Source organism: Neorhizobium petrolearium (assembly GCF_017873175.1).
GTDB classification, from domain to species: Bacteria; Pseudomonadota; Alphaproteobacteria; order Rhizobiales; family Rhizobiaceae; genus Neorhizobium; species Neorhizobium petrolearium.
Genome location: NZ_JAGGJW010000019.1, coordinates 66,358 through 82,318, shown reverse-complemented (window position 1 = coordinate 82,318; position 15,961 = coordinate 66,358). Strand labels below are relative to the sequence as shown.

The window sequence follows — 15,961 nt, the reverse complement described above, 5'->3', positions numbered from 1 at the left end:
CTATGCAAAGAACATAAGGGGCCTGTTACCCTCGGTCAACGGCCTTTCGATTACAAACATCGAAAAGCTGTGATAGGCCTCGACCCTCGCTCAAGGTTCTCGTCATGACGTCTTCTCGCCCCCCTGTGGCCTCCAATCCAGAATCGCCTTTGCAGGCCCCTGAAAAACTGACCCATGACGGTACCCACTGGATGGTCACATCGAGTGTTGGGGAGGGACGTAAGCCGGGTCTCGGCCTGGTTCCAGCCTTGGATAAGGCGATCGCCATCATCGAATATCTGAACTGGCAGCCGGACGACGAGGCGACGCTTGCCAACATTTCGTCGGCGCTGGAGATCACCAAGAGCCATTGCCATTCGATACTGAAGACACTGCAGGAGCATGGCTGGCTGCGATTTGACGAGCGGGCGAAGACCTATGCTCTGCATCCCGGACTCCTTGGGAGCGTCTCGAAGCTCCTGGCGATTCCGATGATCGACATCATCCGAACCGAGCTTTCCAACCTGGTGTCCGCCATCCGGCTTCCCTGCGTATTGTCGCAGCCCATGCCGGACGACACGTTCATGCTGATCGACAAGTTCCACGACCCGATGCGCATCGAGGTTTCCCTGCCGATCGGCTTTCGCTATCCGCGGGATGCGTCGGCGCAGATGCGCGCCTACCTCGCCTGGATGCCTGAGGAGAAGATCCAGGCCTGGTTCCAGGACTGGAAGCCTCTGCAATATACTGCTGCGACACTGATGACTCAGAAGGATATCGTCGGCGAACTGCAAGCAACACGGCAGCGGGGCTATGCCCGAAGCCGCGCCGAGTTCACGGATGGCCTCATGGCGCTCGCCCTACCGATCTTCGGCAAGAGCGGCGAGGTGGAATTCATCATCAACTGCTCGGCGCCCATCGACGTGATGAGCGCTCTCGAGGGAGATGTATCGACCGCCATGCGGCAGGCGGTGCAGAAAATCCACCAGCAGACCCTGGCGCGCCTGCCGCGAGACTTTCGCTGATAGGATACCGGGCAATTCGGACCTAGCTCTTCCTCTGCCCGGTTCTCAATTACGGAATCGCCTCGCACTTTCCTGAGCGCCTGCTTCAAGTCGCACGGCCTCCCGCGCGGTCCGGCCCGGACACGCAAGACGCATCGCTCCTGCAATGCGTATTCTTTCCGATCCTAATCCCGGTCGAAACCGACCGAACTGTCAGGCCGTGCGCAGCAACGGGCGAGGCATGTATCAGAACGTCGGCCTGCGGGGCGAATATCGGCATGCAGCGGGAAAAATCCACTTGACAGAAAAATTCCAAATGATTGAATGATCCGCATACAGAACGCCATTCTGTATATAGAACATAGAAAGGGGATGAAAATGTGGGTCTCAGGGAAACACGTACAATCAGCTGCCCGCTTGCGAGGAGCAAAGAGCTTGATCGCCGCTGTCGGCCTGGCTGCGCTGGCGCTTTCGCCCGCATTCGCCGAGGAAATCACCATCGCGACGGTGAACAACCAAGACATGGTGATCATGCAGGAGCACTCCAGCGTGTGGGAGCAGAAGACCGGCAACACCATCAACTGGCTGGTCCTGGAAGAGAATGTGCTGCGCCAGCGCGTCACAACCGACATTTCGACCAATGGCGGCCAGTTCGACATCATCACCATCGGATCCTATGAGGCGCCTATTTGGGGAAAGAACGGCTGGCTTCTTCCGGTCGAGGACCTTGGCACGCAGTATGACTATGCGGACATTTTCGAGACAGTGAGGAAGGGGCTTTCCGTAGACGGAAAGATCTTCGCCTTGCCGTTCTACGCCGAAAGCTCGATGACCTATTATCGTCGGGACCTTTTCGAGAAAGCGGGCATTTCGATGCCCAACCAGCCGACCTATTCGCAGGTCGCCGAATTTGCCGCGAAGATTCATGATCCGGATAACAAGGTCTATGGCATCTGCCTTCGCGGCAAGCCAGGTTCTGGCGAGAACATGGTCCCGATCATGACTTCGGTAAACACACATGGCGGCAAGTGGTTCGATATGACGTGGAACCCCCAGATCAACGGCGAAGCCTGGCATAAGGCGGTAAACCTCTATGTCGATCTGCTCAACAAGTATGGCCCGCCAGGGGTAACGTCCAACGGCTACAACGAGACCCGCGCACTTTTTGCCAGCGGAAACTGCGGCATGTGGATCGATGCCACCGTCGCTGCAGGCTACCTCTTCGACCCAGCGGAGAGCAAGGTTGCAGACACGGTCGCATTTACAAAGGCCCCAGTCGCAGACGTTCCCAATGGCGCTGCGCTGCAGTGGGCATGGGCGCTCGCGATTCCCAAATCGTCGATCAAGACCGAGGTCGCAAAGAGCTTTATGGCCTGGGCAACTTCGAAAGAATACATCCGCGAAGTCGGCGAAAAGAAGGGCTGGATTCTGATCCCACCGGGGACCCGGAAGTCCACCTATGACCTGGCTGAGTACCAGAAGGTGGCGCCCTTCGCGAACTTTGTCAAAGACGCAATCCTGTCGGCCGACCCGACCAATCCCAGCAAGGATCCTGTGCCCTATACCGGCATAACATATGCGTCAATTCCGGAGTATCAGAGCATCGGCACCGAGGTCGGTCAGCAGATTGCGGCGGCCCTTACTGGCCAGCAGACAGTCGCTCAGGCGCTCGCAGCCGGTCAGGCCTTCACCGAAAAGACGATGGAACAGTCGGGCTACTTGAAGAAGTAGACAACTTTTCCTCCCAGAGTTGCGCTCGGCCGTCACCTTGGTCGGGCGCAGCTTGCGGATGGCATCGGAGATTATACATTGAACTCGACATCATCAGCCGTCCAGCACGGCATTGCCCAGATGGAGTCTTCCACCAGGGCCGAGAGCATCGGGCCGAAGACCTATCTTGTGGCGCCTTCCGTCGCGGTGCTGCTGGTCTGGATCACCGTCCCGACCGTCATGACCTTTTGGTTCTCCTTCCAGCACTACAATCTGGTCAACACCGCCGGCCGGGAATTCATCGGCTTCGCCAACTATCTCTACTTCTTCAGCTCGAGCTCGCTCACGATCGCGGCGCTGAACTCGATTTACGTGGTTCTGGGCGTTATCGCGATCACCGTGTGTCTCGGCATAGGACTGGTCCTATTGCTTGACCGGGACTTCACAGGGGCCAGAATTGCCCGCGTGCTGGCGATCTCGCCCTTCTTCGTAATGCCGACGGTCGCAGCGCTGATCTGGAAAAACCTGCTTCTCGATCCGGTTAACGGATTGTTGGCGACCGTGCTGGGCCTTGTAGGGCTGCCGGCGGTGGATTGGTTCGGCACGTTCCCGATGTTTTCAATCATCGTCATCATTGCATGGCAGTGGATCGGCTTCTCGACGCTGATCCTGCTGACAGCTCTTCAATCTCTCGACCATGAGCTGAAGGAAGCCGCGGCGATGGATGGCGCCGGCGCCTTCGCAACATTTCGTTTCATCGTGCTGCCGCATCTCGCGCGGCCGATCGGCATTATCGTGATGATCGAGACTATCTTCCTGCTGTCGGTCTTCGCCGAAATATTCGTGACCACATCGGGTGGGCCAGGCCTCGCCTCGACCAATCTTTCGTTCCTGATCTACGTGCAGGCGCTGCTGCGCTTCGACGTCGGTCTGGCATCCACTGGCGGCGTCATTTCGATCATCTTGGCCAATGTCGTCGCCTATTTCCTGGCCAAGACAGTGTCCCGCTCGCTGGAGATTTGACCCATGGAAAAGCGCGGAACGTCATCCTCGACAGTCTTGAATTTCATCGCCGGCTGGGCCGCGGTGATTCTTCTCATCTTCCCAATCATTTGGATGTTCCTGACCAGCTTCAAGACCGAGATCGACGCCTTGTCACCGGAAGCATCACTGATCTTCCAGCCGACGCTGGATAATTACCGAACCGTGCTGGCCCGATCGAATTACCTCACCTTCGCGCTTAACAGCGTCTACACGTCCGTCGCCGCGACGCTGCTAGCGCTGCTAGTCGGCTTTCCGGCCGCCTACAGCATGGCGTTCCTTCCGACCGCGAAAACGCGGCAGACGCTGCTCTGGATTCTGTCCACAAAGATGATGCCACCCGTCGGCGTGTTGGTTCCGATCTACATTCTGTACCGCGACATGGGGCTCATCGACTCGCATCTTGGCCTGATTCTGCTCTTCATGTTCGCCAACCTGCCGATCGTGGTCTGGATGCTGTACTCGTTCTTCCGCGACATCCCCCGCGACATCCTCGAGGCCGCCCGCATCGACGGCGCCGGTCTATGGGAGGAATTCCGATACGTCCTCATCCCGCTCTCCGGTCCTGCGCTCGCGTCCACGGCGCTGCTGTCAATCATCCTCTGCTGGAACGAAGCGTTCTGGAGCATCAACCTCACCACGACCAAGGCGGCGACGCTCGCGGCTTTCATCGCCACCTACTCGGCACCACAGGGCCTGTTCTGGGCCAAGTTGTCGGCCGCCGCAGTGCTTGCGATCGCGCCCGTACTGGTCATGGGCTGGATTGGCCAGCGCCACCTTGTCCGCGGCCTGACATTCGGAGCTGTGAAATGAATGCGACCAAATCTGATTTGGAGAGGCCCACGATTTTGGTCACTGGGGCCCAGGGACTGATCGGGAAAGCCGCCGCGCGGGATCTGCGCGGCGCAGGTTTCCGCGTGCTGGCGACCGACCGCCTTGCCTCGGCCGATTGCCAGGCCCTAGATTTCACGAACAGCGAGGCGACCGACGCGCTCGCCGACAGTGGAATAGAGGCGATCGTTCACTGCGGCGCGATTTCTGGCCCCGCCGACGCCAGGAACAACCCGCAACTGATCGCGGCCGTCAATGTCGGCGGCACGATGAACCTGTTGGAGCTTGGGCGGAAGGCCGGCATCCGCCGCATAATCTACTGCTCGTCGACGAGCGTTTATGGTGACCTTGCCGGTGATGGCCCGGTCGTCGAGGATGTCCTGTTGCGGCCCAAGAGCCTTTACGGCGCCTCGAAGGCGGCTGGCGAGCTCCTCGTCGCCGGTTATGGCCAGCAGTTCGGCTTCAGCAGCATCGCGCTTCGGATCAGCACAGTCTATGGCCCTGACCGCAGGCACTTCTGCGCCGTCCGCAACCTTGTGGATGCAGCTGTTCAGGGCCGCAGGGGAATATTGGAACACGGCCTCCATGACTTCAGGCAGTATGTGCATGTTGATGACGTGGCGGCGGCGATAGTTCTGGCGCTCGAGGCGGATCGACCCAAGCGATCGACTTACACAATCACTGGGGGTGAACGACGGGATCTTGGCAGCATGGCGGGTCTAATTTCTCGCCTCATCCCGGGCTTCGAATACCTGATCGGCGCAAGCCCAGATCCTGGCGAGGATCGTCATCCGACCTTCTCGATCGCCGCGGCCGCAAACGATCTGGGCTTCGTGCCGCGAATTTCCATGGAACAGGGCATTGCCGCGCTGATCGCTCACGTTCGCGCCCACGGCCCCATATCGGAGCAAGCATGATGGAGCGTGTCCTCAGAATCGCAGCAGCACAAATGGGTCCGGTCAATTCCGGTGAGCCGCGGAGTGCAACAGTCGGCCGCATGATGGGTCTGCTCGATCAAGCGGCGGATGAAGGCTGCACTCTTGCGGTCTTTCCGGAACTTGCTCTGACAACCTTCTTTCCGAGGGCCTATCTCGCCGATCTTGCCGATGCGGACGGTTTTTACGAGCATGATATGCCGAATGCTGATGTGCAGCCGCTGTTCGATCTGGCGCGACGTCGGCGCATCGGCTTCAGTCTGGGCTATGCCGAAATCACAACCGATCACGAGACGACGCATCGCTACAATACGCAGATCCTTGTGGACCCCGATGCCGGGATCGTGGCCAAATATCGCAAGGTCCACTTGCCTGGGCATACCGATCATCGGCCCGCAGATCCGTTCCAGAATCTTGAAAAGTACTATTTCGAGGTCGGCAATCTCGGCTTTCCCGTGGTTGATGCTTTCGGTGGCCGAGTAGGAATGTGCATCTGCAACGACCGCAGGTGGCCTGAGACCTATAGGATGATGGGTTTGAACGGCGTCGAGATGATTGTCCTTGGATACACGACGCCGCTTCACAATCCTCGCGCCGAACAGTCGGCGGAACTGCGCATGTTCCAGAGCCGATTGTGCATGCAGGCGGGCGCCTACCAGAACTCCACCTTCGTCGTCGGCGTCGCCAAGGCTGGCAGGGAAGACGGTGTCGACCTGATGGGCGGATCCTGCATCATACATCCAGACGGCCGCGTCATCGCCGAGACAAGCGGGGTAGACGACGAAATCGCGGTAGCGGACTGCAATCTCGACGACTGCCTAAACGGCAAGGCGGAAGAATTCAATTTTGAGCGAAACAGGCGTCCTGAACTCTACGGCGGCCTGCTCGCACCCCACAGGAGTATTCGATGACGGCAGTCAACATAGAAGGTTTGAACAAACATTTCGGCGCCATCCACACGCTCAAGAACATCAACCTCCATGTCGAGGAAGGAGAGTTTGTTGCTCTTGTCGGTCCATCGGGTTGTGGCAAGTCAACCCTGCTGAGGATCATTGCCGGGTTGGAGAGCTCCGACGGCGGTTCAATCAGGATAGGCGTGCGTGACGTCACACAGCTACCATCCAAACAGCGCGATATCGCCATGGTATTCCAGAGCTACGCGCTTTATCCGCACATGACAGTAGCGGAAAACTTGGGTTTCTGCCTTCGCATGCAGAAGCGACCGGACGGCGAGATCCGATCGAAGATTGTGGAGGCCGCGCGCATCCTGCATCTCGAGACGCTATTAGATCGACGTCCCAAAGAACTGTCGGGCGGACAGCGACAGCGCGTTGCCATGGGGCGTGCGATCGTCCGCGACCCACAGGTGTTCCTTTTCGATGAGCCGCTTTCGAATCTTGATGCAAAGCTTCGCGTCATCATGCGGACGGAGATCAAGGAGGTGCAGCAGCGCCTGAAGACGACAACAATATATGTCACGCATGACCAGATCGAAGCGATGACCATGGCCGACCGGATTGTGATCATGGACAAGGGCGAAATCGTACAGGTCGACACGCCCATGGAGCTCTATCGCAGGCCCCGAAACACCTTCGTGGCCGGCTTCATAGGGTCTCCCCAAATGAACTTCATCGATGCCAAGCCCGACGGGAAGGGTGGGGTTGCTCTCAGCCAGCACCTGACGTTTCAGCCAGATTCTGACGTATTCCTGAAGGCAGGCGAATTCGTCGTCGGGATCCGCCCGGAAGATTTGCTCCTCGACGAGGAAGATGGCCTGCGGGCGAAGGTCACGCTCGTAGAGCCGACCGGCGCACAGACCTATATCCATGCCTGCACCGAAGACGGCAACAGCCTGGTCACCATCGAAAACGGAGACCGGAGGCTCCGTATCGGAGATCAGATCCGCCTGAAGCCCATCATTCGGCACCTGCATCTCTTCGATCGGGCTTCCGGCGAACGCCTGACTGTCGCCTGAGTGTGCCGGTGAGCACGTAGAGTTTTGCATTCGAAGGGATCGACGAGCGAGGGCGAATGGCACGCTTCGCGGCGGTTGACTGCCAGGTTCATTGAGCAGAGACGACCCTTCGTCGACTGCAGGTCTCCTTATATGGACCTCGATTTGAGGATGCAGATGCAGAACATCAAAATTTCTGGCAGCGACCTTCGCGCGTCTGATACGATCCACGGCGCTGTATGCGGTCTGGGCAGGCGATTTCGTCTGTGTGTCCGGTAAGATTCCCACTATCGTGGCGAAGTGAACGCGGTGGGTATCGTCGCGCAGATCGAACAAGTGATCGCCAACTCAAGGCCGTGCCGCCTGACGACAATTCGCGGCCGCGGTGTCAGCACCGCGGCTACCATCAGAGCCCTGACCCGGATCTCGGCAGGTTCAAATCGGCCTGCACCTCGCTGCATGAGTGGGATTGGGGCTGAGGTCAGCGCTCTGCACCGGCCGACCGCATGATGATGCAGTTCGCCGAATTCGAGCGTGCCATCGTGCGCGAACGCAACATGGCGAGACTTCAAGCGGCCAGGGAGCGCGGGCGAAAAGGTGGTCGTCGTCCAAACTGACGTCCGATCAGCGCTCCAAGATCATCGACATGCTGAATGAAGGCTGACCGGAGGCTGAAACCGCTCGTCTCTTTCGCGTTCATCGGGCGACCGTCGGACGCAGCGGCGTTGAGGCCGAAGTAGCCGTTCGCTGAATGCTCGTTCAGTTGGCCGTTTTCGCAGCGACGTACGCACCGGGCCTACTCTCCCCCAAGCCAGGAGTGAAGTCCTTCAATTGGTGGCAGACTTGAATCATTCACCTGAATGATTTATTCAATTGAATATCGAAAAATGTGAGGATGACATGAACCGCCGAGACCTCTTAGGACTGTCGACTGCCGCAATATTGGCTGGCTTACCTTCTACCAATGGGGCTTCGGCATCGACGAAATGTGACGCGAACGTCCCAGAGAAACCCGACCATGACAAAGCGCCAACACTTTCGCTCACGGAACGTGACCGCCGGTGGAAGATTGCACGCGAAATCATGAAAAAGGCACAGGTAGAAGGGCTCATCGTCTATGGGGATCGAGAATCATCCGCCCCGGCTCCCTTTTCACCTGACAGCTATTTCACCAATGACCGGTTGGGCTCAATTGTCATCTTCAAAGGCGACGACCCCCCTGTGGTACTGGCATTTGCCCCGATGGCGGTATCTGACCATATGCAAGCACGTATACGTGGGGACCAGCAATGGATTGAGCCGGAGCAAATTTTTGTAGGCAAGACTGGGGCACACCTCGTTTCGATCCTCAATCGTATAGGATTGACGGGGAAGGTCGGGGTTATCGGCCTGGAGCCTTACCCTCCCTTCTACTTCGACGGCGCCATGCCATTCGGTATTTGGAATGCTGTACGTGAAGCATTCCCAAAAGCGGAATTCAAACCAGTCTATCGTGAGTATTTCATGCTGACTGCAGGCCACAGCCAGGAAGAGCTGACCCTCATTCGACACGCTGCTTATATAGGCGAAAAAATGTGCGAGGCCATGAGAGCTGCGACGGCACCGGGTGTAACCGAAGCACACATTGTTGCGGCTACAACCGCAGAATGCCTGCGCAATGCAGGCTTCACCGCGGAGATCCTTTTCGGGTCCGGGCGCGAATTTGTTGGATGGGGGCCGGCCACGTGGACATATCGCGCGCAGCCTCCGCGGGTAATAGAAGAAGGTGACGTCGTACTCGCCGAGGTGTTTGCTTTTTACGGTATGTATGAAACACAGCACCAACCTGCCATTACCGTGGGCAAAGCGCATCCTGATTTCGAGCGAGCTGCTGCCGTAGCGCGCGCCTGCTACGAAGAAGGCGTTAAGGCCCTTACTCCCGGGCGTACTTTCGGAGAGGTTGTGGACATGATGGAAGCGCCGCTGCTAGCCTCGGGCGGCTGGCATGTTCATCCCTTGATTCACAGCATCAATCCATACGGCCCTATAGGTTTTGGTACAGCGCCTGGCCCGGAAGCGCTTCCGGAGGCAGCAGCCTATGGTTCCGTTGGCCGCCTCCCCACGACATGGCGCGATATGCGACTGCAGCAGGGCATGTCGTTTGCTTTTGAAACAAACTGTGCATTCGGCCGGCATTTGGCTAACTTGGGCGGGACGGTCCTTGTCGGACCAGATTCCGGAATCGAGCTCAACTCTAACACGACCAATGTTATGCGAGCGGGTTGATAGGAATACTAAACGTGTAGCGGAAATTCCGCTACACGTTTTCTCACCAACGCTGGCGAACTGCATGAACAATAATATTGACCTTCCTTCTGCGACCTCTTCGGAAACCACGCGAATTAAGCTGATTGACGCAGGTTTGCGACTCTTTGCTCAATTCGGGATTGACGGTGTGCGTACTCGTGTCCTGGCACATGAAGCAGGCGTCAACCAAGCTGCAATTCCCTACCACTTCGGAGGCAAGGAAGGAGTGTATTCCGCCGTGATAGCGGAAACAGCCAGGGAAATGAAACAGGGTCTGGATGACAGCGGCCTGATGGCCGTAACTGCCGGCGACATCAGTACAATGTCCCCGCTGTTTTGCAGGGACCATCTGCAGGCGCTGATGCGGGCTTTTGCGCTGATGATCCTCGCTCCGGGAAGACCGAGAGAGCGCACTGCTCTGATAGTCAGGGAGCAGCTTCAACCAACCGAGAACTTTAGCATTTTGTATGAAATTTTCATTGAGCCCCTGCACAGTAGGGTGAGTTCTCTGGTTGCACGGCTGAACGAGGTCAGCGCTGACGACAAGAAATCTGTCGTCAAGGCGCACGCTATTATCGGTCAGGTTCTGGCGTTCGCGGTTGCGCAAAATTCCTATCTGCGCCGCGCTCAGAGGCATTCGATCCTAGTCGAGGACGCCGAGCAAATTGCAGACATCCTCGCAGAGATGGCCCTGAAATCTCTGCGCGAGTAGATGCTTGGTAAAGATGAATGGAATCTGCGCCGCGGCATGTGACGTGACGGGCCTATCTTTTAGGCCAATCGCCATTCGGGGGTTCGTCTGCACATTTGCTTCGTGTGATGACCGCCGCGAAAGCATGACAAATGGCAGCAACAGTCAGTGCAAGTGCCACCGCGGAGCCATCAGCGCGGTGAAGCGGGAGCCACTGCACGCGACGAACCAACCCCATAAAGCCGCGCGTTTTGGAATTTGAAGCAAAAAGCGCCTTGCGAATCGCATAAGTGTACGCTTATGTGTTGGCATGACCGAGAACGACATATTCCGAGCTTTGGCCGACCCGACTCGCCGCGCCATCTACGAGAAGCTGGCGGCAGGCGGCATGAACGCCAGCGCCTTGCGTGAGGGGATAGAGATCAGCCAGCCGGCGATGTCTCAGCACCTCTCAGTTCTTCGGAGCGCGAAACTGGTGCGTGAGGAGCGTCATGGGCGTTTCGTGAACTATGAGATCGATCCCGAAGGGCTCGCTCTCATCGCGCAATGGCTGGCCAAGTATCGCGCCTACTGGCCGCAGCGCATCGAAGCTCTCAAGATCTTGCTGAAGGATATGGACCGATGAACGACGTAAAGAACGAAGAGCAGAAGAACGGCATCGAACTCGAGTATGAACTCGCTGAGCCGCCGCAAAAGGTCTGGCGCGCGATCAGCATTCCGGAGTTTCGGGAAAACTGGCTGCCGAAGGAAGCGTTGGCCGATCCCGAGGCGACCTCTGTCACGCCCGGCGAGGAAGTCCGCTACAGGATGCGCGACAGCACACCGCCATTCCTTGAAAGTACAGTGACCTTCAGGATCGTCCCAAACGCGGCCGGCGGAACCAGTTTGCGGATCATCCACGAACTGAGAAACGCAAGCTTCGCGCAGAACGCGACAGCTGCGGCCAATAACAACAGCCCGTTCTTCATGCTCGCCGCCTGACGCCTCGATATCACCGAACAAATTCTGAAAAGATTGGAGCTCGCCGATGCGCGAAACGATGCAACTCGTCCCTATGGTCATAGAACAATCCAGCAGAGGGGAGCGGTCATTCGACATCTACTCCCGGCTTCTCCGCGAGCGCATCATATTCCTCAACGGCGAGGTGAACGATGCCGTTTCTGCTCTGGTGTGCGCGCAATTGTTGTTTCTTGAGGCGGACAATCCGCAGAAGCCGATTCATCTCTACATCAACTCACCGGGTGGCGTCGTAACCTCCGGCTTGGCGATGTATGACACTATGCGCTACATCCGCGCGCCGGTGCATACGCTTTGCATGGGAACGGCCCGCTCGATGGGATCGTTTCTGTTGATGGCGGGCGAACCCGGCCAACGCGCTGCTTTGCCCAATGCCAGCATACTCGTCCACCAGCCGTCTGGCGGTTTCCAGGGACAAGCGTCGGACATGCTCATCCATGCCGAAGAAATCCTGAAAACCAAACAACGGATGACCCGGCTTTACGCCGAACACTGTGGGCGCAGCTACGAGGAATTCGAACGCGCGATGGATCGCGATCGTTTCATGACGGCGGAAGAAGCGCTTGATTGGGGCCTGATCGACCGTATTCTGCAACACCGGCAGGAAACCCCTGTCACGGTGACGCCGTCCATTTGAAATCCACGCATATCGTCTGCATGAAGGTTCGCCATAACGTATGGAAGTATATGCGGCGGCTCCAGTCAACAAGGCGGTTTCTGGCTGCTGGAGAGAGAGGCGATGGGTGCCACGGAGCCGATTAGGTCAGCCAGTGTGCCCAACGCCTTTTTCAGATCATCCTGCGAAGGCCCCCCGAGACATAGACGAATTCCGCTCGCGTCGTCATGGGGATCGACGGCAACACTTTCCGGTGCAGTCACCGCGACGCCGAGTGCGGTGGCCGCTGCCGCAAAATGCCCGGCCTTGCTGCGAGACATGGGTAGCCAGGCGTGAAATGCTGCAGGATGAAAACGGCCAGCATCCTTGCCCAGCAGAGACACGGCAAGCGCTGAACGACGGCGAGCCTCGACGCCGATCGCCTGCCTGACAGACGCGACCACGCCATTGACCAGCCAATCCTCCATCACCAACATGGATAGCGGTGAAGGTGCCATCGGCAGCGCCATCAATGCTGACGCCGCCCGTTCTTCCATTCCAGACGGAAGCGTGAGGACGCCGACCCTCAGGCCTGGGCTGAGGGTCTTGGAAAGGCTGCTGACATGGATCACACGCTCCGGCGAAAGGGTTGCGAAGGTGGGCCGCTCCCTATCGTCGTCCATCGCATACACCCCGTCCTCAATAATGACGGCATTCCGCATGCGGCAAATTTCGACGATGACCTGCCGTCGGTCACGCCCCATTGTGGCAGTGGTAGGATTGTGCAGGGTTGGCGTGACATAGACCGCTCTGCGAGGGACAGAGGTTTCTTCATCCAGAACTGCCGCCAACGAGTCCGGCATCATGCCTTCCTCGTCGAGTTCGATCCCGCGCAGGCGATAGCCTTTATGGCGCGCCAATGCGATGGCACCAGGATAGGTCAGTCGTTCGGTGAGAATTACACCGTCGCGCCCGCATGCGAGGTCGAAAGCCAGCGAAATCGCCTGTTGCGCACCGGCGGTAGGGATGATTAGTCGCGGATCGACGGCAAGCGAAAAGGTCTCCAACCAACGGGCCAGCAGCCGCCGGTGTTCCTCGTGGCCGGCTAAAGGCGCATAGAGGTTAAGTTGGGTCGCGTCGATCTTGCGTGCGATAGTCGCGAGCGTACGCGCCAATAGCCGATCACCGATCATCGCCGGTGGCGTATTGATCGAAAGATCAATGAGCGGCCCCGATCGTGCCATCCCCATCGCAACGAAGGTTCCTCGCCCTTTAACGCTGCGCGTCAGGCCCTGGCGCTCGAGCATGGCGTAGGCCTTGGTGACCGTGCCAACGCCGATACCAAGCCTCCAGGCCAGATCACGATGGGCAGGCAGCCGTTCGCCGCTGGAAAGGCGCCCCTCGAGGATATCCTCGCTCATCGCCTGCATCAAACGCTCAGCAGGATGGGTTGCGCCGTCGGCCATTCTCGGTTGCCATGGGGACTGTTCACGCATCTCGCTCCTTAATAGTGTCTTGAGACACTTTAACACTAGCCCCTGAAGTGTCGCATAGACTACGATGAAGTGTCAAAAATAGATGCCAAACCCACCTTTTCCGCTCGGCAATCGATGAAGGACTGCTCGTGACACCCACGTTGGTAGGAACCACAGGCTCCCTTGGACTGCTTCAGACCGTCTTGGCCTTAATCTTGTATACGGTCGTGACGTCAATTACGCCTGGGCCCAACAACATGATGGTGCTGGCATCCGGTGTGAATTACGGCCTTCGACGAACGCTGCCGCATATCCTCGGTATCAGCTTTGGCTTTGCGGGGATGATCGTTGTTGTTGGCATCGGCCTGGGTGCAGTGTTTGAGCTCTACCCCCTTCTCAACACCCTATTGCGCTGGGTCGGCGCAGCCTATCTCTTGTATCTCGCCTACAAGATCGCCGGATCGGATGCGCCGAACAAGCCTGACAGCGCAAGGGGTGTGCCGCTGGGCTTCCTGGGGGCCGCGGCTTTTCAGTGGGTTAATCCGAAAGCCTGGGTTATGGCGCTCGGGGCCGTGGCCGCCTACTTGCCGACGCATCCCTCGCTGGCATCCGTAGTGGCTATTGCCCTGTTGATGGCAGTGATCAACGCCCCGTGTGTCGGGATCTGGGCGGCGTTCGGCGTCGGCATCCGGCAATTCCTAACGAAGCCTGCCCAATTGCGTGTGTTCAACCTGACCATGGCGGCTTTGCTGGTAGTATCTCTTTATCCGATCATGTTCCGATAGTTGAACCGGCAGCGTAAGTCTCGCGCGCATGCAACCTCAAAACGAAGGGACGTTTCCGGCAGAGGCTTCTACGATCGGAGTTGAGTTTGCATGACAGCGAGATACATTTTCGCATGAGGTTTGGGCTTCGTGATTGCGCAGTAGCGCAAAAGCCCAGGAGACTGTTCGGCCTCCCTGCTACCCGAGCCTGAGCAGCACAGTCCGACCTGACGCGACTTGCGTCGCGCTGCGCCGGTCAGAACCCCGCACCGCTCCTACGTCCAAAGGGGCGCTTCTCCCCCAAAGTAAACCAACTCGCTCCGACGTCGCGTGTGCGTTCGTCAATTTCGCACGTCGGTACTTCAAACTTCCCTTATTTACGGAGGACAATCGTGTCCCGCTTAATGTTGCCGACCTTCGCTCTGGCGGTCTTTTTCGTAGGAGCAACCGAATTCATGCTCTCTACAATGCTCTCACCTCTGGCATCGGCGTTTGATACAACGCCAGCACACGCGTCCTGGCTCGTATCCAGTTATGCCTTCTCCTATGCAGTGGCAGCGCCGATCTTTGGGTTCCTGTCTGACCGCATCGATCGCCGCCGCCTCTTGCTGGCGTCGCTTGTCTTGTTCGCGATCGATGGTTTCGCATTGACAATAGCCCCAAGCTTCTCAGTTGCCATTGCGCTGCGGATATTTGGTGGCTTGGCATCGGCAGCGCTGATACCAACAGCGTTTGCGTTGATATCCGATATCATGCCCGCGAACCGACAATCTGCTGCCATGGGGGCTGTCATGGTGGGGATGACGTTCGGAATAATCGCTGGTCCGGTAATTGCTGGCATTTTGACAGAGGCGTTAGACTGGCGCGTTCCTTTCCTCGTAACCGCAGTGGGCTGCCTACTGACATTCGCCGTCGCTCATCGTGTGATCCCGCAGAGCACGACTCGCCGTACCGAAACCAACATGCGGCGGTTTGGTTGGCTCGCCAAAGGAAGCATTGTACGCTTTTGGGTCGCAAAGGGCCTCTGGAACGGAACCGCTGTTGCCGGCTTTCTTCTTGCCGGTGAGGTTCTGCGACAACGTCACGACCTCAGCGTCGGGATCGTCGGCACCATTCTCTTCGCATTTGGCCTCGGACTTCTAGTCGGAAACCTTAGTGTTGGTTGGGCCGTCCGCCGTTTTCGGGGTGACGAACGGACCCTGATGGCGGCACTTCTGCTTTTGTGCGTATCGGTTGGCACATTTATGATCGCCCCCTTACCGCTCGCGGGAGCCTTGGTGTGCTTGATAGTTTGGGGCTTTTCGCTGGGGTTAGCGGCTCCAACCAGCACATCTGTGCTCGCCAGGCGCAGCGAAGACGATAAGGGTCAGGTCCTGGCAGTTTCCGAAAGCTTCAACAACTTGACGATTCTTGCGGTTCTCCCTATCGCAGCGCTCCAGCTCGAGGCCGCGGGCCCGGCCGGAACCATGATGGTCCTGGGTATCACTCTGGCAGTTGCGCTCCTGCTAACTGCGGCAGACCTGTGGTCGTAAAGAGACCTGGGGGAACGGCTATCGCAACCTACGGGTCGGATAGCATTATCGCATTGCAAATATTGAATGAATCTGACCGAATGGCTTCATGACTTCGAAGCCTGTGGATCTTCCTGCGGACCTTGCGAGCGCCTATCTGGCGCTGCC

General features: G+C 57.9%; 15 protein-coding genes and 1 pseudogene. 15 read left to right on the top strand and 1 reads right to left on the bottom strand.

Annotation, left to right across the window (positions count from 1 at the left end; translation table 11 throughout):
* Positions 1-104 precede the first annotated feature (104 nt).
* The 13 genes and pseudogenes from J2046_RS28865 to J2046_RS28810 all read left to right on the top strand — a co-directional run bounded on the left by J2046_RS28865 (position 105) and on the right by J2046_RS28810 (position 12,085).
* The gene (locus tag J2046_RS28865; RefSeq protein ID WP_210057690.1) at positions 105-1,004 is read left to right on the top strand and encodes an IclR family transcriptional regulator; all 900 of its coding nucleotides are present in this window, start codon (positions 105-107) and stop codon (positions 1,002-1,004) included.
* A gap of 357 nt (positions 1,005-1,361) precedes the next feature.
* A complete protein-coding gene (locus tag J2046_RS28860) occupies positions 1,362-2,714 on the top strand; it encodes an ABC transporter substrate-binding protein (RefSeq protein WP_210057688.1) in 1,353 nt (450 codons plus the stop codon).
* A gap of 120 nt (positions 2,715-2,834) precedes the next feature.
* A complete protein-coding gene (locus J2046_RS28855; RefSeq protein WP_210057775.1) occupies positions 2,835-3,716 on the top strand; it encodes a carbohydrate ABC transporter permease in 882 nt (293 codons plus the stop codon).
* 3 nt (positions 3,717-3,719) lie between these two features.
* A complete protein-coding gene (locus J2046_RS28850) occupies positions 3,720-4,547 on the top strand; it encodes a carbohydrate ABC transporter permease (RefSeq protein WP_210057686.1) in 828 nt (275 codons plus the stop codon).
* Positions 4,544-5,482, top strand: coding sequence for an NAD-dependent epimerase/dehydratase family protein (locus J2046_RS28845; RefSeq protein ID WP_210057684.1), 939 nt, complete (start codon positions 4,544-4,546; stop codon positions 5,480-5,482). Before J2046_RS28850 ends, J2046_RS28845 begins: the two co-directional genes overlap by 4 nt.
* The gene (locus J2046_RS28840) at positions 5,479-6,411 is read left to right on the top strand and encodes an N-carbamoyl-D-amino-acid hydrolase (RefSeq protein ID WP_233470358.1); all 933 of its coding nucleotides are present in this window, start codon (positions 5,479-5,481) and stop codon (positions 6,409-6,411) included. Before J2046_RS28845 ends, J2046_RS28840 begins: the two co-directional genes overlap by 4 nt.
* Positions 6,408-7,475, top strand: coding sequence for an ABC transporter ATP-binding protein (locus J2046_RS28835; protein WP_210057683.1), 1,068 nt, complete (start codon positions 6,408-6,410; stop codon positions 7,473-7,475). The genes J2046_RS28840 and J2046_RS28835 overlap by 4 nt, the downstream gene beginning before the upstream one ends.
* A gap of 500 nt (positions 7,476-7,975) precedes the next feature.
* Positions 7,976-8,065, top strand: a pseudogene (locus J2046_RS34405) (recombinase family protein); the annotation flags it as partial.
* A 262-nt stretch (positions 8,066-8,327) separates the two neighbouring features.
* Positions 8,328-9,719: a M24 family metallopeptidase gene (locus tag J2046_RS28830; protein WP_233470357.1), complete on the top strand. Its 1,392-nt coding sequence runs from the start codon at positions 8,328-8,330 to the stop codon at positions 9,717-9,719.
* A gap of 64 nt (positions 9,720-9,783) precedes the next feature.
* Positions 9,784-10,452, top strand: a complete 669-nt coding sequence (locus J2046_RS28825) for a CerR family C-terminal domain-containing protein (protein ID WP_210057681.1) — start codon at positions 9,784-9,786, stop codon at positions 10,450-10,452.
* Positions 10,453-10,741: 289 nt separating this feature from the next.
* Positions 10,742-11,056 carry an ArsR/SmtB family transcription factor gene (locus J2046_RS28820; protein ID WP_210057679.1) on the top strand — a complete coding sequence of 105 codons (315 nt, stop codon included), beginning with the start codon at positions 10,742-10,744 and terminating at the stop codon, positions 11,054-11,056.
* Positions 11,053-11,412 carry an SRPBCC family protein gene (locus J2046_RS28815; RefSeq protein WP_210057677.1) on the top strand — a complete coding sequence of 120 codons (360 nt, stop codon included), beginning with the start codon at positions 11,053-11,055 and terminating at the stop codon, positions 11,410-11,412. Before J2046_RS28820 ends, J2046_RS28815 begins: the two co-directional genes overlap by 4 nt.
* 46 nt (positions 11,413-11,458) lie before the next feature.
* Positions 11,459-12,085: an ATP-dependent Clp protease proteolytic subunit gene (locus J2046_RS28810; protein ID WP_210057675.1), complete on the top strand. Its 627-nt coding sequence runs from the start codon at positions 11,459-11,461 to the stop codon at positions 12,083-12,085.
* Between the two features lie 65 nt (positions 12,086-12,150).
* Here the strand turns inward: J2046_RS28810 and J2046_RS28805 are convergent, their stop codons facing one another.
* A complete protein-coding gene (locus tag J2046_RS28805; protein WP_233470356.1) occupies positions 12,151-13,473 on the bottom strand; it encodes an aminotransferase-like domain-containing protein in 1,323 nt (440 codons plus the stop codon).
* A gap of 248 nt (positions 13,474-13,721) precedes the next feature.
* Here J2046_RS28805 and J2046_RS28800 point away from each other — a divergent pair, with 248 nt between their 5' ends.
* Both J2046_RS28800 and J2046_RS28795 read left to right on the top strand, forming a co-directional pair.
* Positions 13,722-14,303, top strand: coding sequence for a LysE family translocator (locus J2046_RS28800; protein ID WP_267950874.1), 582 nt, complete (start codon positions 13,722-13,724; stop codon positions 14,301-14,303).
* Positions 14,304-14,674: 371 nt separating this feature from the next.
* Complete coding sequence (locus tag J2046_RS28795; protein ID WP_325169798.1) at positions 14,675-15,814, top strand: MFS transporter; 1,140 nt, start codon at positions 14,675-14,677, stop codon at positions 15,812-15,814.
* Positions 15,815-15,961 lie beyond the last annotated feature (147 nt).

What these genes read in the sequence shown, in the direction of transcription:
- J2046_RS28865 (WP_210057690.1), top strand. Translation starts at nt 105, where the DNA reads ATGACGTCTTCTCGCCCCCCTGTGGCCTCCAATCCAGAATCGCCTTTG.
- J2046_RS28860 (WP_210057688.1), top strand. Translation starts at nt 1,362, where the DNA reads ATGTGGGTCTCAGGGAAACACGTACAATCAGCTGCCCGCTTGCGAGGA.
- J2046_RS28855 (WP_210057775.1), top strand. Translation starts at nt 2,835, where the DNA reads ATGGAGTCTTCCACCAGGGCCGAGAGCATCGGGCCGAAGACCTATCTT.
- J2046_RS28850 (WP_210057686.1), top strand. Translation starts at nt 3,720, where the DNA reads ATGGAAAAGCGCGGAACGTCATCCTCGACAGTCTTGAATTTCATCGCC.
- J2046_RS28845 (WP_210057684.1), top strand. Translation starts at nt 4,544, where the DNA reads ATGAATGCGACCAAATCTGATTTGGAGAGGCCCACGATTTTGGTCACT.
- J2046_RS28840 (WP_233470358.1), top strand. Translation starts at nt 5,479, where the DNA reads ATGATGGAGCGTGTCCTCAGAATCGCAGCAGCACAAATGGGTCCGGTC.
- J2046_RS28835 (WP_210057683.1), top strand. Translation starts at nt 6,408, where the DNA reads ATGACGGCAGTCAACATAGAAGGTTTGAACAAACATTTCGGCGCCATC.
- J2046_RS28825 (WP_210057681.1), top strand. Translation starts at nt 9,784, where the DNA reads ATGAACAATAATATTGACCTTCCTTCTGCGACCTCTTCGGAAACCACG.
- J2046_RS28820 (WP_210057679.1), top strand. Translation starts at nt 10,742, where the DNA reads ATGACCGAGAACGACATATTCCGAGCTTTGGCCGACCCGACTCGCCGC.
- J2046_RS28815 (WP_210057677.1), top strand. Translation starts at nt 11,053, where the DNA reads ATGAACGACGTAAAGAACGAAGAGCAGAAGAACGGCATCGAACTCGAG.
- J2046_RS28810 (WP_210057675.1), top strand. Translation starts at nt 11,459, where the DNA reads ATGCGCGAAACGATGCAACTCGTCCCTATGGTCATAGAACAATCCAGC.
- J2046_RS28805 (WP_233470356.1), bottom strand. Translation starts at nt 13,473, where the DNA reads ATGCAGGCGATGAGCGAGGATATCCTCGAGGGGCGCCTTTCCAGCGGC.